Below are 17309 nucleotides of genomic sequence, written 5' to 3' on the forward strand. Positions count from 1 at the left end.
AATCCTTTTTATCTTGTTATTTAAATTATGCCTTGTAGCGTGACTTACCACTTAAGTAAGTTTCGCTCAAAGTCATGTCTGGATTAAGCACGATAAAGTCTGCATCCTTATCTGGTGCAATTGAACCACACTTATCCAAAATATGAGCACTCTTAGCTGGAACATAAGAGGCCATCATAATTGCCTCTTCAGGAGTTGCCACGTTCCAGTCAACAACGTTTTTAACGGCTGTCTTTAATTGCAAAATACTGCCGGCTAAATTATCGTTGCTCTTTAACCGAGCCATTCCATCTTGAACATAAACCGGTAATTCACCTAGCATGTAGTCACCATCAGGCATCATTCCAGCTTCCATACAGTCAGTAACCAGGGCAATATGTTCAGCGCCCTTTAATTGAACTAAAGCGCGCACCATTTCTTTTTTAACATGGTGACCATCACAAATTAGCTCATCGGTCACATTGTGCATTGCCATTGCCGCATTAGAAATTGATGGCGCATGATGCGACGGATCTGGCATCCCGTTAAATGTATGAGTAAACATGGTTGCGCCGTCTTCAATTCCAGCCGCAGCTTGCTCAAAGTTAGCACTTGAGTGTCCTAAAGAAACGACAACGCCCTCTTTGACCGCACTGCGAATAAATTCTCTAGTGCCCTTACGTTCAGGAGCAAGAGAAATTTTGTTAAGCATGCCATGTGACTCATCCCGCCACTTATTAAACTGATTAATATCTGGATCAAGCAAATATTTTGGATTTTCAGCACCAGCATGTTCAGCAGTAAAGTAAGGTCCTTCAAAGTGTAAACCTTGGATTTTAGCACCTGTTTCTTCACCCTGATGGTCGCCAAACATCCGACAAATGCGCATTAGCGTATCAGCACCAGCAGTATAAGTTGTTGGCAGCCAACTGGTAACGCCAGATTGCAAAAAGCCTTCAGACAAGCGATTAATTCCTGCCCAGTCACTCTTCATCACGTCTTCTTTAAGTGAGCCGTGAACGTGAGTATCAACTAATCCCGGAGCAATCAACTTGCCAGAATAATCAACAATCTTACCCTCTGGTTTTTCTTGTTCTGAATAATAAAAGCCAAACTGCCCGTTATCTTGGATTTCAAGATAGCCTCCTTGGGTAGTTATATTTTCCATAAAAAATTTATCAGCGTGAATATAATAAGACATTATTTCCTCCTTTTTTACCAAAATTCACTTCGTCATAATAAGTTTATTTTAAACCATTAAATTGGTATTAACCAGTTTAATCACAAATACTACAGAAAAACTTGTTTTTTTAGTTATAATAGGTATTAAGCAAATTAAATAGGAAGCAAAAATTATGACAGATGATATGCAAACAGGCAAACACCAACTAGGTGCATTAACTGGCGCCAATAGATGTGAAAATTATTATGAATTGCATTACGCAACCGGCGAAGTTGCGCAATTTTATGTTTTAGCTGACGGTATTTTTCGCTTTGTGCTTAATCCAAATACCGATTCCGCAGCAGAGCAAACGTCAGCGCTTCAGCTTAATTTTAGTAATGAATCTTTTGAGCATTCACAAGTACGCGCAACCAGCGACTCACTAATTATCCAAGCGGGCAATTACCAAGTTATTTTTGCGCAAAAACCAGCTGTGATGAGTATCTTTGATGAAACACTGCACCGCACCCGGATGAAGCAGGCACAACCGCTTGAATTAGCAGCTAACCAAACCCGTGAATTTTTAAAGCAAAACAAAAACGAATTTTACTTTGGCGGCGGTCTGCAAAATGGTTACTTTAGTCACAAGGGACGTAAAATCGCCATCAAGAGTGATCACATTACCGGCAAGGGCGGCGTTATTACTCAAGTGCCGTTTTTCTGGTCCAATGCTGGTTACGGGGAATTGCGCAACACTTATTCAAGCGGCAGCTATGACTTTGGCGTGAATAACAGCGGCTTAACCACAATCAGTCACCAAGATCGTATTTTTGATAATTTTTATATTATTGGCGACACGCCGCAAGCTATTTTAGCCAAATATTATGCGCTAACTGGTAAGCCAATGATGTTACCAAAATATACGTTGGGCTTAGGGCACGTTGGCAACTTCTGTACAACCTTATGGCAGCCTAGTGAAACCAAAGAACGTAATGCCAGCAAGTTCGGCAACAACTATTACACCCGAACAAGCGACACGGACAAGGCGGCCGGCAGAGCTTCACTTAATGGTGAAGAAGACTACCACTTTTCAGCGCGGGCCATGCTTGACCGGTACAAAACATTACACTTTCCACTCAGTTGGTTTGTACCGAATTATGGCGTGACCAACCCACCAGTTGATGCTCTTAACTACTTTAACGAGTATGCGCAAAACCAAGATGTTACGCCCGGATTCTGGCATGATGACAGCTTGTCAGAATTACCAGAGCAGGCTGCCTTTACTCTAACTGCCAATCACGCAACTAACGACCGTACTCTCTTAAGTAATGCTTTACAACGCAAAAAGCCGCTTGTTTTGCAAAATACTGGTTGCCAAGGGATGCAAAAGACAGCAGCCCTAGCCTTTGGTGCAATTGGTGGCAATTGGGAAAACATCGCTACGCAAGTTGCCGGCTTTATCGGTAGTAACCTTTCTGGACAACCGCTTGTTGGTGCTGCCGTTGATGGTACTACTGGCGGTGGTAATGCTCAGATCAGCGTCCGCGATTTTGAGTGGAAGAGTTTTACGCCGCTGCTATTTAGTCTTGATGATCAAGGCAATTTTAGTAAAACACCGTTTGCTTATAATAAAAGAGTAACGGAAATCAATCGTTCCTATTCAATTCTGCGAGCACAATTGCAAAGCTACCTCTATACCCTTAATCATCAAGCTCAGGCTGGTAATCCGATTGTGCAGCCACTATTTATCGCCTTCCCTGATGAGCGCAGTAATTATACTGAACAATTTAGCAGCGAATTTATGCTGGGCAGCAATCTATTAATTGCTCCAATTACTAACGGTCGTGAGGATGAAAACGGCGACTCACGCAAGGACAATCTTTACCTACCTGATAGTCGAACCATGTGGCTTGACCTGTTTACTGGCAAAAAGTATGCTGGCGGTCGTGTCTACAATAATCTATCTTATCCAGTTTGGCACTTGCCCGTCTTTGTTCGTGGTGGCAGTGTATTTGACTTGGGCAAACGTGACTACGTTCTGTATCCACAAGGGCAAAGCAGAACAATTGTTTACGATGACGATGATTTGACAGATTTTAATCATAATTATTGTGAAACTAGCATTGATACCAATCAAAATGCCGGGAATTTAGCAATTACTATTAATCCGGTCAAGGGCAACTATCCTGGATTTGACGTTGAGCAGTCAACTAACTTAGCTATTATGTGTGATGCCTATCCTGACCAAATTGAAGTCAAAATCAATGATCAAATAATTAAGCTGCAGGAGTACGGCACCATTGATGCCTTCAACCACGCTCGCGAAGGTATTTTCTTCAATACGAATTACAATCCTGTACCCGAATTCAATCAGTACCACGATGCTAAGCAAACAACATTGCAAATTAAGTTGGCGAATCGCGATGTCACTAACAGCAAGATTAAAATTACAATTCACAATTATACTTATGGTGAAAATGTTTTAGTTCATGCCATTACCGATGGATTACTGCCCTCACCTAAATTACCGGCTGTTGATCCAAGTAAAATCTCGGCGCATTCGTTTGAACTTGCTTGGTCCAAACAAGGTGCTGTTCAAATTGAAATCAATGGTCTTTTGTATGAAGGGATTACTGGCAACTGCTTTACTTTCCACGAGTTATTGCCTAATACACGCTATATTATCCGCATGCGTTATGCGGCAGGTAATAAGGTTTCCGAATGGTCAGACCCGTTTGGCGTGATCACTAAGCATGCGGCAATTGATTACGCCGTTAGCGACATTCACGTTATCAGCAACTATCCTAGTAATCCTGCACAACCACTCAGCTACCTAACTGACTTAAAGCTGGCAAGTGAATGGCAAATAGCGCAGGCACTAACTCCAGAAAAGCCATTGGAATTGACCTTTACCTTTAATCAGATTGAAAAACTAAGCCGAATGGCATTCGTACCTCATAATATTGACCATTGTTGTGATCCGATTGACATTAGTGTCGCCGTATCAACTGACGGCTTTAATTATGTTACTTATGCCGACCACCTCAAGTGGAAAGCTGATAGCAAAAATAAGGTCATCGGCTTACGTGATGTCCGTGCAAAGGCAATTCGACTAATAATTTATCAAGCTTCAGGACCACTAGTTGCCTCTCGTGAAGTAATCTTTTTTAGAGCGAAGAAGTAAATAATACTTAAATAAATTACATCTCAACTAAAAAATGCACCTGCTAAATTGGAGGTGCATTTTTATGTACAAATTATTTTACAGAAAAATATTTAATGCTTTTTTGGTAAATCATCTCAAGAACAGTAATGGGAACCAAAAGATAAACAGATCTTATTGCGCGATCTGAAAGCTTGCTAAAGATAGTTATACTGCGAATTAATTTCAGTATTTGAGTATCAAACACATTTGACAATGACATAATTAGTACAAAGCAAACAAGATATATAAAAAATATAATTCGTTTCATTTTCTTAGAATTATTTTTATCTTTCATAAATATCTCTCCCCTATTTTTACACAATACATAAAAGTTTAGCTATTTTATATTCGCTTCAAGAAGTGATGCCAAGCATACACAAATGCGCAAAATGCAATTATGTAGTCATAAAGATGAAGAATCTTAGTAAACCCTAGTACAGGTAGAATAAAAACTAGAGCTAAACTAATACTAAAAAATATCGGAATTATAATTTCCAAATTACATTTTGCTAACCAATTTTCAATCGGTAATACTTCTAAAGCCAGAATGATAATTAAAAATATACTCAATCTTTTCCCCTTCTCAATCATTCTTACTGTTTCCATAATCCTTTATCACTTACATTCTTAGTATATTAAAGAAAATCAATTTAAATAAAAAAATGGCAAATTTGACAATTTTAGTCATATTCGCCATTTATTTATATTCTTCAACAAAATATTCTTGCATTCTAAAAAGAAACTATCTATCATGACCTGAAAATAAGTGCGTAATGCTTTCTTTAGTTATTTGCAAACTCTTCAAGCTCCTTACCATACTCTGGCATGCCAGCGATCTTAATAGTTTCAGCGATTACTTTTACTTCATCAAGATACTGCTCATTCTGATCGAAATGATACTTGATGATGTCTTCAAAGGCTGGAGCAATAGCCTTATAAAAGAATATATCTGGTTTAGTTTTTATTTGCTGCTCACTATTAATAAAAAATTCTGTTTCATCAAATCTTTTGTTACGAATACATAAAATCATCATATTAATAATTACAGCTAAGACCAATTTTTGAACTCTTATACTACTTGATCCAATAAATTGCTTTACTAGTCTTTTTGAAATTACCAAGTTACTATCTAAATCATAAAAACTCATAAGATTGCAATACATATTTAAATTGTCAGAACTAAAATGCGAAATATTAAAAGTTTTTTCTTTCATTTTATCTATAATGTTTTTATCTATACTAGAAAGATCTTTATTAAGCATTGCAATTAAAATATCGATTGTATTTAACTTATCTTCTTTATTTGGAAATTTGCTTTCAGCAACAAAATTCCGTACTTGTTGTAAATCATGGACAGAATCTTGAAAATAGGCTTCGTCAATCATTTTATCAATTTCTTGATTTTCATCGTGGACAGATTGATCCTGATAATTTAATTTACCAAAAAAATCAATTAATGGAACTTTATTAGCATGCAATAAATCAACCAAATCTTCCGCCGAGATTCTGCTTATTTTTTTTCGACTTTAGCATAAAATGATGGACTTATTATATTTCTAGCCCATTCTTTTTGCGTTTTCTTTTGTTGAATACGGTAATCCTTAAGTAATTCGCCAATTGTCACTGTTACTCCTCCATTTTTAATTTTGTCAAATATGACACTTCTAAATTTTATTATCTATACAAATTCAATTTAAGTTCCAATCACTTTTCACTTTTTGCATAACCTGAGAATGAACGCGTAATACTCTCTTTAGTTATTTGTAAACTCTTCAAGCTCCTTACCATAACTTTCCATTCCAACAATTTTTATAGTCTTTGCTATTTCTTTTACCTCATCAAGATGTTGTTCATTTTGATCGAAATGATACTTAACGATGTCTTTCAAGGCTGATATTACCATCTTGTAAAAAAATATTTCTGGCTTTATAGTGATCAAATTTGCACTATTAATATAAAATTCAGTTTTTTCAAATTGCCCATTTCTAATACAAAAAACAAGCATATTCACAATTATACCTAAGATTACTTTTTGTATTTTTTCTTCATTGGTACTTCGAAATTGCTTTATTATCTTCTTTGATATAAACAAATTACTATCCAAATCATAAAAGCTCATAAAATTGCAATACACAATTAAGTTTTCTTCATTAAAGTTTGAAATATTAAATACTTTTTCCTTTATCTTTTTTATTGTTTTTTTATCTAGACTATCAATACTTTTACTGCCTATTGCGATATATACATCAATTGCAAGTATTTTATCTTCTTTATCGGGTAAATCACTTTCCGAAACAATTTTTCGAATTTGCTGTAATTCTTCCTTCGAATTTTGATAATATGCTTCTGTAATAAATTGATCTATTTCTTCTTCCTGTTGATGTAATGATTGATCTCCCTGATTTAATTTGCTAAAAAAATTAATTAATGGAACTTTATTAGCATGCAGCAAATCCACCAAGTCTTCTGCTGAAATTCTACTTAAATTTTTTTCCACTTTAGCACAAAATGATGAACTTATTACATCTCCAGCCCATTCCTTTTGCGTTTTCTTTTGCTGAATACGATAATCCTTAAGCAATTCACCAATTGTCATTATTACTTCTCCCTCAAATTGTCAGATATGATTACTTATTGTCAAATATGACACTTTTCTCTACTTTTATTATAGCCAAAATATAATGAATACAAGATTAAATAAAGGAGAAAAATTATGGACATTTTTTTAAAGAACAAAAATTATCGTAAATTCACAATTGCAAGTTGGCTATCTAGTGCTGGTAACATTCTTTTCTACTTAGCATTAATGACCTATGCTAGTAAACTTAAAAATTACGCCTTAGCTTTGTCATTAATTTCAATTATGGAAGCCGTTCCTGATTTACTTCAAAGTATCGGCGGCTACTTCGCTGACCGCACTAAAAATAAATTTCAAGTTATTATTCGCTTGGCAATTATCCGCTTTATTCTATATATGATTGTGGGTGCATTATTCGTCACTAACATTGCTGGCTGGAATTTAATATTACTGGTGATCGCTATTAACTTCTTTTCTGATGTTTCTGGCATGTATTCCAGTGGCTTGCAAACACCATTAATTGTTGGTTTAGTTGGGGGAAATGAAGTATCCGTAGCAGAAGGATTCACAGGTGGCGTCTCCCAATTAATTTCAATGGGTGCACAATTCGTCGGCTCAGCTTTACTGCTATTCATGTCATATTCTTCTCTAGCAATTGTTAACGCCTTAACCTTCTTAGTAGCTGGTTTAATCTACGCTAATATTGCTAAAAACATTGAAAAGACACCTGCTAAAGATGAACTACAAACCGTTAACGATCAAAATTTCTTGGCAACTTTTAAATCTTCATTTAATCAGGCTAAACAAGCTCATGGCTTGCTAACAATCGTTATAGTAGTTGCATTGCTAAATGGCGTTTTGTCTGCACTAGAACCATTAATTTCAATTTCTTTTGCAGCTAATAAAAATATGTTAATTGGTACCTTCAGTTTTACCATTGCAATTTTTGGAGCTGTCGTTTCTATTGGTACAGCACTGGGGAGTGCAATCGGTACTAAGCTACTAAAGGACACATCATTATTTATTATCATCTTACTTGATACGATTTCAGGTATCCTTATGCTCGGATCAATGCTTATGCAAAATTCAATTGCCTGCTTCATCTTCGGTGCTATTCTTGGCTTTTTTGCCGGGACTGCTAGTCCAAAATTGTATCAATGGTTAGTACAGTCAGTTGATCGAAAAATTTTAGCATCTACTATGGGAGCACTTAGTACTATTCTTGTCATCGCCGGTCCTTTAACAAATGCAATTTTTTCAAGTATTGCTGGTACAGCCGGTCTTAATTATGCCTTAATAGGTTTAATAGCACTCAGTGCTGTAACATTTTTAATTACATTAGTTGTTATGCTTAAAACTAGAAATAACAAACAAGTTGAGGTAACGGCAGAGTAAATTAAATAAATTGTCCATAAATAGTGTTCATCAAAAAATAATTATAAATATACTTGATTTTAATATAGCAAATAATAATATATTTATACATAAAAGAAAGTAGTACCTAATGTACTGAAGAAGTGCCTAACAAATGGCATCTTCCAGAGACATTCTATTAATAAAATGAAAAAACCAATAAGGAAGCCAATGAAATTATACAAAAAAATAACTGGTGAAAAAATCTTTTTAGTCATATGTGCTATATACACAATAGTAATGTGGTTTTCACTAGTTTTTAATTTTTATGCATTTGTTATTGAGCTTAAATTAGCAGTATTAATAGCATTAGCTTTTTATCTTATAAATTGGCTTTTTATAAAATAAAAACAATTTATACTTTGAAGTGTCTCATAATAGTTAGATATAAACTAGTTACGGAGCATTTTTCAATTAGCTAGTTAAAATTACTGCAAGCTTTAGGACCTGGTATTAGACCACCACAATCTAAGGTTCTTAAGGGCTATAAATATCCCATTATGGAGTTGCGTCTTTTGCCGGATAGAATTTTTTATGCGAGTTACGATGTAAATAAATTTATCTTGTTAACCCACTATACAAAAAAGCAGAATAAAGCTGATAAGAAGCAAGTTGAACGAGCAATTAGTCTTTTAGAAAATTGGCTAGAAAGGCAGTGATTAGATGAAACTTAATGATATTGAGAGTAGTTTTTCGTCTATTTCAGAAGATGAAAAGGTAATTATTGACACGTTAGCTAAACTTTGTGCTGAAAGGATTAAGCGTAATATTCCACAAACAGTATTTGCGGAAAGAATTGGCATGAAGCAGCCACAATTAGCTAAATTGGAAATGTTAGATTCTGTACCAACATTAGTAACATTAAATCGGTATGCAAATGGATTGGTTTCAGCTTAATCAATCGAAAAAAGCAGACCAAAATTAAAAACAAAAATAGCCCAGGAAAACCTGAGCTATTTTGTTTGTTTTACTTGAAAATCCGTAGAATTTCTTTGAGTAAATCAGCTATTTTGTCGAGCAAATTCGCTAATTTATCCAAATCCGCACCTAAAGCCCGCAAAGCAGGCGTTAGCTCCGTTAGTAGTAAACAAATAAGAATTATAGAAAGCACGTTTTTTATCATGTTTTCACCTCCTTTCAAGGAGGATCAAAAACGTACAAATTAATTTTAACATATCTCAATTAGTGTTATACTTAATTTAAGAATTATAGAAGTACATATTTATCATGTACAAAAACGTGCTCTGCAAGTTAATTGCTTGCAAGCCGGCTGAGCGATCCCAACGGATCGCTTTTTTTTATCTGCTAAATTATTATTAATTACCTAGTTTTCTAAAAATTATATGACTTCCAATATTAATATGACTACTACAATATAATTAAACCAATTAAAAAAAGCGCAAGAAATCTTGCGCCTTTTCCTATACTACTTGAGTAGTTTGTCGAGTATGGCAAGAATGTCATTCAACATCTGCTCAGCTTTTGAAAGCACAGCGTATAGTAAGAATAGTAGTACGATCTGACTAATCATCTTCTTCACCTCCTTAACTTGAAAGATAATCAGTCCTTCAAGAAGGTGCGCCAAAAGCGTACAAATTAATTTTATCAAAATCAAGCAGTATATGATATAATGAAATTAAGAATAGTAGTGCATGGCTAATCATCCATGTAAGCGTGCATGCGACCTAATCAATCGCAAGCCGGCTGAGCGATCCCAACGGATCGCTTTTTTATTTTTAATTTTATACAAAAACAGCCCAGGTTTCCCTGAGTTGCTTTGATGTTCTACTTGAGTAAATTCTCGAAAAATTCAATGAGTTTTTCGAGAATGTGCTCTGTCTTAGTCAAGAGGCATTGATGGACACAGTTGGTCGTCTTTCCTTATATGAAAATATAGCTTTAATAATTTATTCTCACTATTAGTTAACCGTGCTTTTTGCAATTTTCTTATCCTAAAATAAATTTGTTCATTTGCTAAATACAAGATATACTAATTAGGCCAAACAAGAGTTTGCCCACAATTTTATCTTTAGCAAGGAACTGATTACTTTGAAACTTTTACTTTTAACAGAAAAAACTAGTGCGGCGAAGAATTTTGCCAAGGCATTAGGCGGTCTGAGTGGCAGCTTCAATCATGACAGCTACCAAATTGTCCACGCTCACGGCCATCTTTTACAATTCAAGGAGCCACATGAAATGGTCGCTCAGGATAAAGCCGCCAAATACAGTGACTGGCACGACTTGAGCAATTATCCGTGGAACTTGCTCGACTTCACTTGGGAAAAAGAGGTCATCCCTGGTATGCAAAAGACCTTGACTAATATTAAACATGCCGCCCAAAAGTGTGATGCGATTGTAATTGCAACTGATGATGATCCGTCGGGCGAAGGTGACTTGCTAGGCTGGGAAATTGTTAACGCTATTAACTGGCACAAGCAAGTTTTTCGTATTCGTTTTGCTGATGAAACAAGAGCTAACATCAAAAAGGCCTTGCTACAAAAAATCGACGTCACTAATCAATACCAGCAGGGCGAGTTCTTAGAAGCAACTGGGCGCGAACGTTTCGACTTTGCCTCAATGCAGCTGTCGCGCATTGCCTTAATTATTGCCAGACAAGCTGGGTTTCAACCCAAGACTTTGCGTTTAGGACGCCTCAAGTCAACAATTGTTAATCAGGTTTACCAGCAAGAGACAGCTCGGCAAAATTACGTAAAAAAGTCCTATTACGAAGTACGCTTTCATGATGCCAACCAGAATACTTTTACCCAAGTTAAAAATGCCAAATTCATGACACCAGAGCAAGCTAAACTAGAATTATTAAATTTCCACGATTCCGCAATTGTTGTTGACGACAAAATTGCCAAACACCAAGCGCCACCAGACCTACTTGACCTAAGTCACCTTGCAATTTTAGTCGGCAAAAAAGGTTATGCTTCCAAAGAAGTGCTTGCAACTTACCAAAAAATGTACGAAGCCGGAATTTTATCCTATCCTCGAACAGAAGATACCAAAATCACGCAGGAGCAGTTCGCAGAATTACTGCCATTGGTTAAGCAAATCGCTCAAGTTACTCACATTGACACTAAGCTACTAACGCACACAACAATTCGGCGGAAATTTTTAGCTAAAAATGCCACCCACGGCGCTAATCGTCCCGGTCTAAATGTGCCGCGAAGTCTAACAGAAATCGCGCAAAAATTCGGTAAATGTGGTCAGGCAATTTATAAAGCAGTTGCCAAAAGTTTTTTGGCGATTTTAGCCGAAGATTATCTTTACGACCAAGAACGAGCTCACCTTGCCGACTATCCCAAATTCACCTGCACAATTAATTTACCCCGTGAGTTGAATTACAAACTAATTTTTGACGAAAACGACCTCAATGATACACAGGATAAGCAAGTTTTACCATTTGGTCCAGCTGCTCAACCCTTTGTCTACGAAGGCCATAATCCCAAGCCCAAGGCACCAACACACCGGTTTATTATTGATTTTCTTAAAAAAGATAAAATTGGTACTGGGGCAACTCAAGAGCAAACTTTAGCCAACATCTCAACTGGCAAAGGTGCGCTAATTAAAAATACTAAGGAAAAATATTCGCTTACCTTTCCCGGCTTAATCCAATCAATCTTGTGCGACCAAACTTTCATTGCCTCTCCCCAAGTTACCGAGCAATTACAAAACACGATGAAGATGGTCAAATTGGGCAAATTTGATTATCGCAACGTGCCGTTTTTGATTAACCAAATTGTTAAGCATGACTTATTAATCGAGCAAAAGAATGCAGGCAATTTAAGAAAAAATCCTCAGCTAGCTAAACTGCAACCAGCTAACAAGCATGCGTTTACGCCTAAGACTAAAGTTACAGGAACTTGGCGTGGCAAAGATGTCGCAATCAATCAAACCTGGGGCAAACATACTTTTAACGAGCGCGAACTTCGGCAACTTTTTGCCGGCAAGTCAATTACATTCGTCTTAAATAAGCGGACAATCACTGGTAAGTTAGCTAAGCAAACCTACCACGGCCACCAGTTCGTAGGATTTAAGGCGGACTTTAACTAACAGAATGCTTATTTATACTTTACATAAAATTTCTGCAGTTCCTCACTATATTCTGTCATCCCCGTAAATGCCAAATTGGCAATAACGGCCTTACACTGCTCCAGCAACTTTTCATCACCAGTTCGGTGATACATAATTATATTTACCATGAATTGCAAGATATTTTTAGAAAAAAATGTCTCCGGCAGTACTGTAACTTGGCCTGCATTCTCAATAAAGAAGTCTGCCTCATCCTCACGTTGCTCCTCAATGCACTGGATGACTAAATTAGTGATCAGTCCCAGAGTAATTGCCTGCAACTTCACCTTTGGAAAATGAATAAACTGCTTAACTACTCTCTTAGAAATAATCAAATTACTATCAATATCAAACAGCCCCATGTAATTGCAGTACAAGGTCAGACTTGTTTCATCAAAATCTGCAACCTTAAAAATCAATTGTTTCAAGGCTTGTTGTTCTTCTGCCGGCAACTTTTCATCCGTTAATTCCGCAATTTCTGCATCAATGTAGACCACATCATCTTCCTTATCTGCAAAATTGCTTTCTTTAAACATTCGTCTGATTTTACGCAGGTCTTCAACTGAATTTTTATAATTTGCTTCCGCTGCTAAATTAAACAGTTGGTTTTCCTGTGCTTTATCTGTTTCTTGATCCTGATTAAGTTGCTTAAAAAATTTATCCGGTGAAATATTATTGCGGTTCAATAGCAACAACAAATCTTCCGCCGTAATCCGATGAACATTTTTCTCAACTTTAGAATAATAAGATGGACTGACAATATCGCCAACCCACTCCTTTTGCGTTTTTAAGCTCTTTAAGCGGTACTTTTTTAATAGCTCTCCAATAGTCACTGGCAGATACTCCCTGAATTGATCAACTTGCGAATACGACATTTTGTATCAAATACGACACTTTTGCTTTCTCCTATTTTAACTCAAATATACTAAATATATGTTAAATGAAAAAAGGAGTTATCAATCATGGGCATTTTCTTAAAAAACAAAAATTACCGTAAATTATCATTTGCTAGCTGGCTATCAAGTGCTGGCGACATTCTCTTCTACTTAGCACTAATGACCTATGCTAGTAAATTGCATAATTATACGTTGGCCATCTCATTAATCTCAATTACCGAAGCTATTCCGCGATTGATTGAAAGTTTAAGTGGTTATTACGCTGACAGAACTAAGAACAAGTTCAAAATGATTGTTTGGCTAGCCATCATTCGCTTCATTCTTTATCTAATTGTTGGCTTGTTATTTGTCACTAACATTGCTGGCTGGAATCTCATTCTGATTGTCATTGGCATCAACTTCATCTCTGATATTTCCGGAATGTACTCTGGTGGATTAACAACCCCGCTAATCGTCAATCTTGTTGGGCAAAATGAGGTAGCTGAAGCCACGGGGTTTACCAACGGTATTTCACAAATTATTTCAACAGTTGCCCAATTCGTTGGCTCTGTCTTACTGCTGTACTTGTCATATTCCAACTTAGCAATCGTCAACGCACTAACCTTCCTGTTTGCTGGTCTGCTCTATGCCAGTGTAGGTCATAATTACCTTAAAACTCATCCCCAAGAAGACGTTGCGGTTAATCAACAAGGCTTTTTTACCACCCTTAAGTCATCATTTAGTCAAATTAAAAAGGCCAACGGTCTGCTAACTGTCATCTCAGTTATTGCTTTACTGAACGGTATCCTGATGACTCTTGAGCCACTGATTTCAATTGTTGTTGCTGGGAATAAGAGCATGTTAATTGGTACTTATACCTTTACTATCGCCCTGATTGGAGCTGTAGATTCAATCGGCTTTGCTCTTGGCAGCGCCATTGGCACCATTATTTTTAAGAAAGCATCATTATTCGTTATTTCATTAATTGATACGATAATTAGTGCAGGGACCACATTGGCCATTATCAACAAAAACATCATTGCTACTTTAATTTTTATTACCTTGCTTAGTTTCTTTGCCGGTGTTGCCAGTCCTAAGATGATGCAGTGGCTTGTTTCATCAGTTGACCGCACGATTTTATCTTCATCAGTTGGCGCTTTAAATACAATTTTACAAATTGCTGGCCCATTAATGACTGCTATTTTCACTAGTATTGCCAGTGCAATTGGTATCAATTACGCACTATTTGCTTTAATCATCGTTAGCGTAACTGTCTTCGCCATTATTCTTTACGTAATGAACAAGACAAAAAAGGCACAGGCAAACATGCAACCAGCAGAATAACTCATTAACCTAAAAAAGACGAGACTTCATCAAGCCTCGTCTTTTTAGATTTGTAAATCTTCTTGAGAAATTTCAATTGATGGATAATGACCCATATCTGGCAAATAGGTATCTACTGGACAACTATAAATCATGTAAAATTCGTCAGCACTTTGATGCTTATTTAATTGCGTAAACTTTTGCTTAGCTAATTGAATGTCACTTGTCACATAAACTACGCTAACAACACCAATTGGCTTATTTTCCTTTTGTTCCACATTACCTTTAAGAATTAATTTTAAGTTGCCATCTCTACCATTTCATCAAAGTTCATTTACTAACCTCCTATTCTTTAATATCAAACAATTTTATTCAAATTGATCCTTTTTAATCACGCGATAAATTGAAATTACTAAAACCAGCAACGCGCATCCCATTGCCACATAAGCCATTGGTCCCACGCTCACCGCCGCTTGTGCCTGTGCGTTTGACATTTGGTTTTCCACTGCGTAAGCCACAATCCACTTGCGCATTAAAGTTGGCGTTAAGACAAAGCTAATCGTAGTCACGGCCGATGCAATCAGCATCGTATTTCGAGAATATGGCTCTCTAAAAAATTGTGCTAATACGCAAAATGCTGGTGCAATCATCAGCAGCAATACCCAAATCACAATCCAGCGTCCAGCACTGCTATTCATCATCTGTGCACTATTAGTCGCGTATCGATATGTTCCCCATAGTTGTCCACCAGTTAATGTATTAAGCAAGTTCAAAAAATATGACCCCTGTTGACCATAGACACCGCCGCGATCAGACAACAATCCCTGCACAATTTGAAAACCATCGGTTGATCCAGCAGATGAAAAATCAACGTTGACCACTTTTTTCATATAAGTCGCCAAAAAGATAATGATTGCCCCACCAAACTGCAGAGCCCGCAACATACTTAATTTGCGCGATGCCTTCAATTTGAATTCCAGACTTAAAACGCGATCGGGATGGTGACTGCGCCCAATAAAGTAAATGCCAATCACCACCAACACCATTAATAGAAGCAACAGCCACCACAATTTTGCCATAATGAAGAAAATTGCTAGAACAATAATTGCGACAGCAAGATACGGACGATCAGAGAAAATCTCCCAGAAATTCAATTTTAAATGGCGATAATTTGTTCGCGTTAGCACACGCAACTGGCGCGATTTTGCTGCGTTAGTTTTTTTCACATCCCTGTTTTTCTCTGCCTTACTTTCTACATATTGTTTACGATATTCACGCCTTGTTATGCGCGGATCTTTCCCCATAATGTCCTCATCCTTTCAGAAACACTATCCTAACATGTTTGCTAACCAAATTTCTTGTTTTTAGGAAATTCTTAGCAATTTTTATGTGCTAAAATAGAAAAGATTAATATTTTTTACATAGAAGGATGATCATTTTGACAAAATCTTACAAGTTACCGGCTGGCTGGCATAAATCCTTTTATACCCTTTGGCTTGGCTGCTTTATTACAGGTATGGGCTATTCAATGACAATGCCCTTTATATCATTATTTATTGCGGATCTTGGTCACTACAGTAAGTTGCAAATCAACCTCTATTCTGGACTTGCCTTTGCCATGACCTTCATTGCCCAAGCAATTGTTTCTCCTTATTGGGGCAACCTCGCTGACCGTAAGGGACGCAAATTAATGTGTATGCGTGCTTCCGGTGTGATGGCGTTAACTATTACTGCTACTGGCTTTGCACCTAATGCTATTTACATTATCGTAATGCGATTTATCCAAGGTGCTTTTTCTGGATATATCAATAATGCTACGGCACTAATTGCCGGTGAAACCCCACACCAACGCAGTGGGTGGGTCATGAGTCAAATGATGACCGCTGGAACTGCCGGTAACTTGGTTGGCCCTCTGCTCGGCGGCATTTTGTCCAGTTTCTTCGGTAATTGGCTTGGTGGCGTTTGGGGCTATCGAATTCCCTTCTTTATTACGGGATTCTTAATGTTATTGGTATTCATTGGTTCCACCTTTCTTGTTAGCGAAGAATTTACACCAATTTCTCGTGAAGAAATGAAACCAATGGGCGAAATTATGCATGAATTACCTAACGTTAAATTAATTGTAGTAATGTTTATTACTACTTTACTCGTTCAGGCAGCCAACATGTCAATTGACCCGATTGTTTCGCTTTATGTCAAATCAATGATGCCCAATAGTAAAAATATTGCCTTTGTAGCTGGAATTGTTGCCGCAACTCCTGGTCTTGGAACGCTACTTGCCGCTTCACGTGTTGGCCACAAAATGGACGAAATTGGTCCTCTAAAAATTTTACGTTTAGGATTAATTGTTGGTGCCATTCTCTTTGTTCCTATGGCCTTAACCCATTCACCGTGGGTATTAGCTGGATTAAGATTTCTATTAGGCATCGCTAGCGCCGCAATGTTGCCAGCAGCCCAAACAGTCTTAACTCTTAATACACCAATGGAAAGCTTTGGCCGAATCTTTAGTTACAATCAGTCATTCCAAGCCGTTGGTTCCGTCTTTGGTTCCATGATGGGATCAATTATTTCCGGTGTTTTCAATTACGCGACTGTCTTTTGGACAACAGGATTTACCCTATTAATCAATTTCATTCTGATTATTTTCTTCAGTTTGAAAAAGCAAAGTAAATAACATTTAATAGCATTCAAAAAGTC

Annotated in this window: 16 protein-coding genes; 7 read left to right on the forward strand and 9 right to left on the reverse strand. The window is 37.0% G+C overall.

All coding sequences use genetic code 11. The annotated features are described in order from the left end of the window. Positions 1 to 25 precede the first annotated feature (25 nt). On the reverse strand, positions 26 to 1180 hold the full coding sequence (gene nagA, locus PT287_RS02150) for an N-acetylglucosamine-6-phosphate deacetylase (RefSeq protein ID WP_277132218.1): 1155 nt from the start codon (positions 1178 to 1180) through the stop codon (positions 26 to 28). Positions 1181 to 1334: 154 nt separating this feature from the next. On the opposite strand from nagA, the gene PT287_RS02155 reads away from it, so the two are divergent. Beyond that, positions 1335 to 4325: a TIM-barrel domain-containing protein gene (locus PT287_RS02155; protein WP_277132220.1), complete on the forward strand. Its 2991-nt coding sequence runs from the start codon at positions 1335 to 1337 to the stop codon at positions 4323 to 4325. Positions 4326 to 4398: 73 nt separating this feature from the next. Here the strand turns inward: PT287_RS02155 and PT287_RS02160 are convergent, their stop codons facing one another. The 4 genes from PT287_RS02160 to PT287_RS02175 all read right to left on the reverse strand — a co-directional run bounded on the left by PT287_RS02160 (position 4399) and on the right by PT287_RS02175 (position 6942). Next, positions 4399 to 4641 (reverse strand): hypothetical protein, encoded by a 243-nt coding sequence (locus PT287_RS02160; protein ID WP_277132222.1) that lies wholly within the window; start codon positions 4639 to 4641, stop codon positions 4399 to 4401. Positions 4642 to 5128: 487 nt separating this feature from the next. Beyond that, positions 5129 to 5836 carry a hypothetical protein gene (locus PT287_RS02165; protein ID WP_277132224.1) on the reverse strand — a complete coding sequence of 236 codons (708 nt, stop codon included), beginning with the start codon at positions 5834 to 5836 and terminating at the stop codon, positions 5129 to 5131. Between the two features lie 20 nt (positions 5837 to 5856). Continuing rightward, positions 5857 to 5970, reverse strand: coding sequence for an XRE family transcriptional regulator (locus PT287_RS02170; RefSeq protein WP_277132225.1), 114 nt, complete (start codon positions 5968 to 5970; stop codon positions 5857 to 5859). Between the two features lie 129 nt (positions 5971 to 6099). Further along, positions 6100 to 6942, reverse strand: coding sequence for an Rgg/GadR/MutR family transcriptional regulator (locus PT287_RS02175; protein ID WP_277132227.1), 843 nt, complete (start codon positions 6940 to 6942; stop codon positions 6100 to 6102). A gap of 117 nt (positions 6943 to 7059) precedes the next feature. Between PT287_RS02175 and PT287_RS02180 the strand changes: the two genes are divergently transcribed. From PT287_RS02180 to PT287_RS02190, 3 genes are all read left to right on the forward strand, one after another. After that, on the forward strand, positions 7060 to 8319 hold the full coding sequence (locus PT287_RS02180) for an MFS transporter (RefSeq protein ID WP_277132229.1): 1260 nt from the start codon (positions 7060 to 7062) through the stop codon (positions 8317 to 8319). 449 nt (positions 8320 to 8768) lie between these two features. Beyond that, a complete protein-coding gene (locus PT287_RS02185) occupies positions 8769 to 8996 on the forward strand; it encodes a type II toxin-antitoxin system RelE/ParE family toxin (protein WP_277132460.1) in 228 nt (75 codons plus the stop codon). Between the two features lie 4 nt (positions 8997 to 9000). Further along, the gene (locus tag PT287_RS02190) at positions 9001 to 9234 is read left to right on the forward strand and encodes a helix-turn-helix transcriptional regulator (RefSeq protein WP_277132231.1); all 234 of its coding nucleotides are present in this window, start codon (positions 9001 to 9003) and stop codon (positions 9232 to 9234) included. Between the two features lie 70 nt (positions 9235 to 9304). Here PT287_RS02190 and PT287_RS02195 read toward each other — a convergent pair whose 3' ends face one another. Next, on the reverse strand, positions 9305 to 9460 hold the full coding sequence (locus PT287_RS02195; RefSeq protein ID WP_277132232.1) for a hypothetical protein: 156 nt from the start codon (positions 9458 to 9460) through the stop codon (positions 9305 to 9307). A 926-nt stretch (positions 9461 to 10386) separates the two neighbouring features. Between PT287_RS02195 and PT287_RS02200 the strand changes: the two genes are divergently transcribed. Continuing rightward, a complete protein-coding gene (locus PT287_RS02200; RefSeq protein ID WP_277132233.1) occupies positions 10387 to 12396 on the forward strand; it encodes a DNA topoisomerase in 2010 nt (669 codons plus the stop codon). Positions 12397 to 12404: 8 nt separating this feature from the next. Here the strand turns inward: PT287_RS02200 and PT287_RS02205 are convergent, their stop codons facing one another. Then, complete coding sequence (locus tag PT287_RS02205; RefSeq protein ID WP_277132234.1) at positions 12405 to 13247, reverse strand: Rgg/GadR/MutR family transcriptional regulator; 843 nt, start codon at positions 13245 to 13247, stop codon at positions 12405 to 12407. 129 nt (positions 13248 to 13376) lie between these two features. On the opposite strand from PT287_RS02205, the gene PT287_RS02210 reads away from it, so the two are divergent. Continuing rightward, on the forward strand, positions 13377 to 14633 hold the full coding sequence (locus tag PT287_RS02210) for an MFS transporter (protein ID WP_277132235.1): 1257 nt from the start codon (positions 13377 to 13379) through the stop codon (positions 14631 to 14633). A gap of 44 nt (positions 14634 to 14677) precedes the next feature. Here PT287_RS02210 and PT287_RS02215 read toward each other — a convergent pair whose 3' ends face one another. Both PT287_RS02215 and PT287_RS02220 read right to left on the reverse strand, forming a co-directional pair. Continuing rightward, positions 14678 to 14890: a hypothetical protein gene (locus tag PT287_RS02215; protein ID WP_277132236.1), complete on the reverse strand. Its 213-nt coding sequence runs from the start codon at positions 14888 to 14890 to the stop codon at positions 14678 to 14680. 90 nt (positions 14891 to 14980) lie between these two features. Beyond that, entirely contained in the window at positions 14981 to 15916 is a 936-nt protein-coding gene (locus PT287_RS02220) for a cytochrome C5 (RefSeq protein WP_277132237.1), read from the reverse strand. Between the two features lie 125 nt (positions 15917 to 16041). Here PT287_RS02220 and PT287_RS02225 point away from each other — a divergent pair, with 125 nt between their 5' ends. Continuing rightward, positions 16042 to 17286 carry an MFS transporter gene (locus PT287_RS02225; RefSeq protein ID WP_277132238.1) on the forward strand — a complete coding sequence of 415 codons (1245 nt, stop codon included), beginning with the start codon at positions 16042 to 16044 and terminating at the stop codon, positions 17284 to 17286. Positions 17287 to 17309 lie beyond the last annotated feature (23 nt).

Source organism: Lactobacillus sp. ESL0679 (assembly GCF_029433515.1).
In the GTDB taxonomy this organism is placed as follows: domain Bacteria; phylum Bacillota; class Bacilli; order Lactobacillales; family Lactobacillaceae; genus Lactobacillus.

Bases quoted from the DNA above. Each gene is read 5' to 3' on its own strand.
- nagA (WP_277132218.1), bottom strand. From the start codon at position 1,180: ATGTCTTATTATATTCACGCTGATAAATTTTTTATGGAAAATATAACT.
- PT287_RS02155 (WP_277132220.1), top strand. From the start codon at position 1,335: ATGACAGATGATATGCAAACAGGCAAACACCAACTAGGTGCATTAACT.
- PT287_RS02160 (WP_277132222.1), bottom strand. From the start codon at position 4,641: ATGAAAGATAAAAATAATTCTAAGAAAATGAAACGAATTATATTTTTT.
- PT287_RS02175 (WP_277132227.1), bottom strand. From the start codon at position 6,942: ATGACAATTGGTGAATTGCTTAAGGATTATCGTATTCAGCAAAAGAAA.
- PT287_RS02180 (WP_277132229.1), top strand. From the start codon at position 7,060: ATGGACATTTTTTTAAAGAACAAAAATTATCGTAAATTCACAATTGCA.
- PT287_RS02190 (WP_277132231.1), top strand. From the start codon at position 9,001: ATGAAACTTAATGATATTGAGAGTAGTTTTTCGTCTATTTCAGAAGAT.
- PT287_RS02195 (WP_277132232.1), bottom strand. From the start codon at position 9,460: ATGATAAAAAACGTGCTTTCTATAATTCTTATTTGTTTACTACTAACG.
- PT287_RS02210 (WP_277132235.1), top strand. From the start codon at position 13,377: ATGGGCATTTTCTTAAAAAACAAAAATTACCGTAAATTATCATTTGCT.
- PT287_RS02220 (WP_277132237.1), bottom strand. From the start codon at position 15,916: ATGGGGAAAGATCCGCGCATAACAAGGCGTGAATATCGTAAACAATAT.
- PT287_RS02225 (WP_277132238.1), top strand. From the start codon at position 16,042: ATGATCATTTTGACAAAATCTTACAAGTTACCGGCTGGCTGGCATAAA.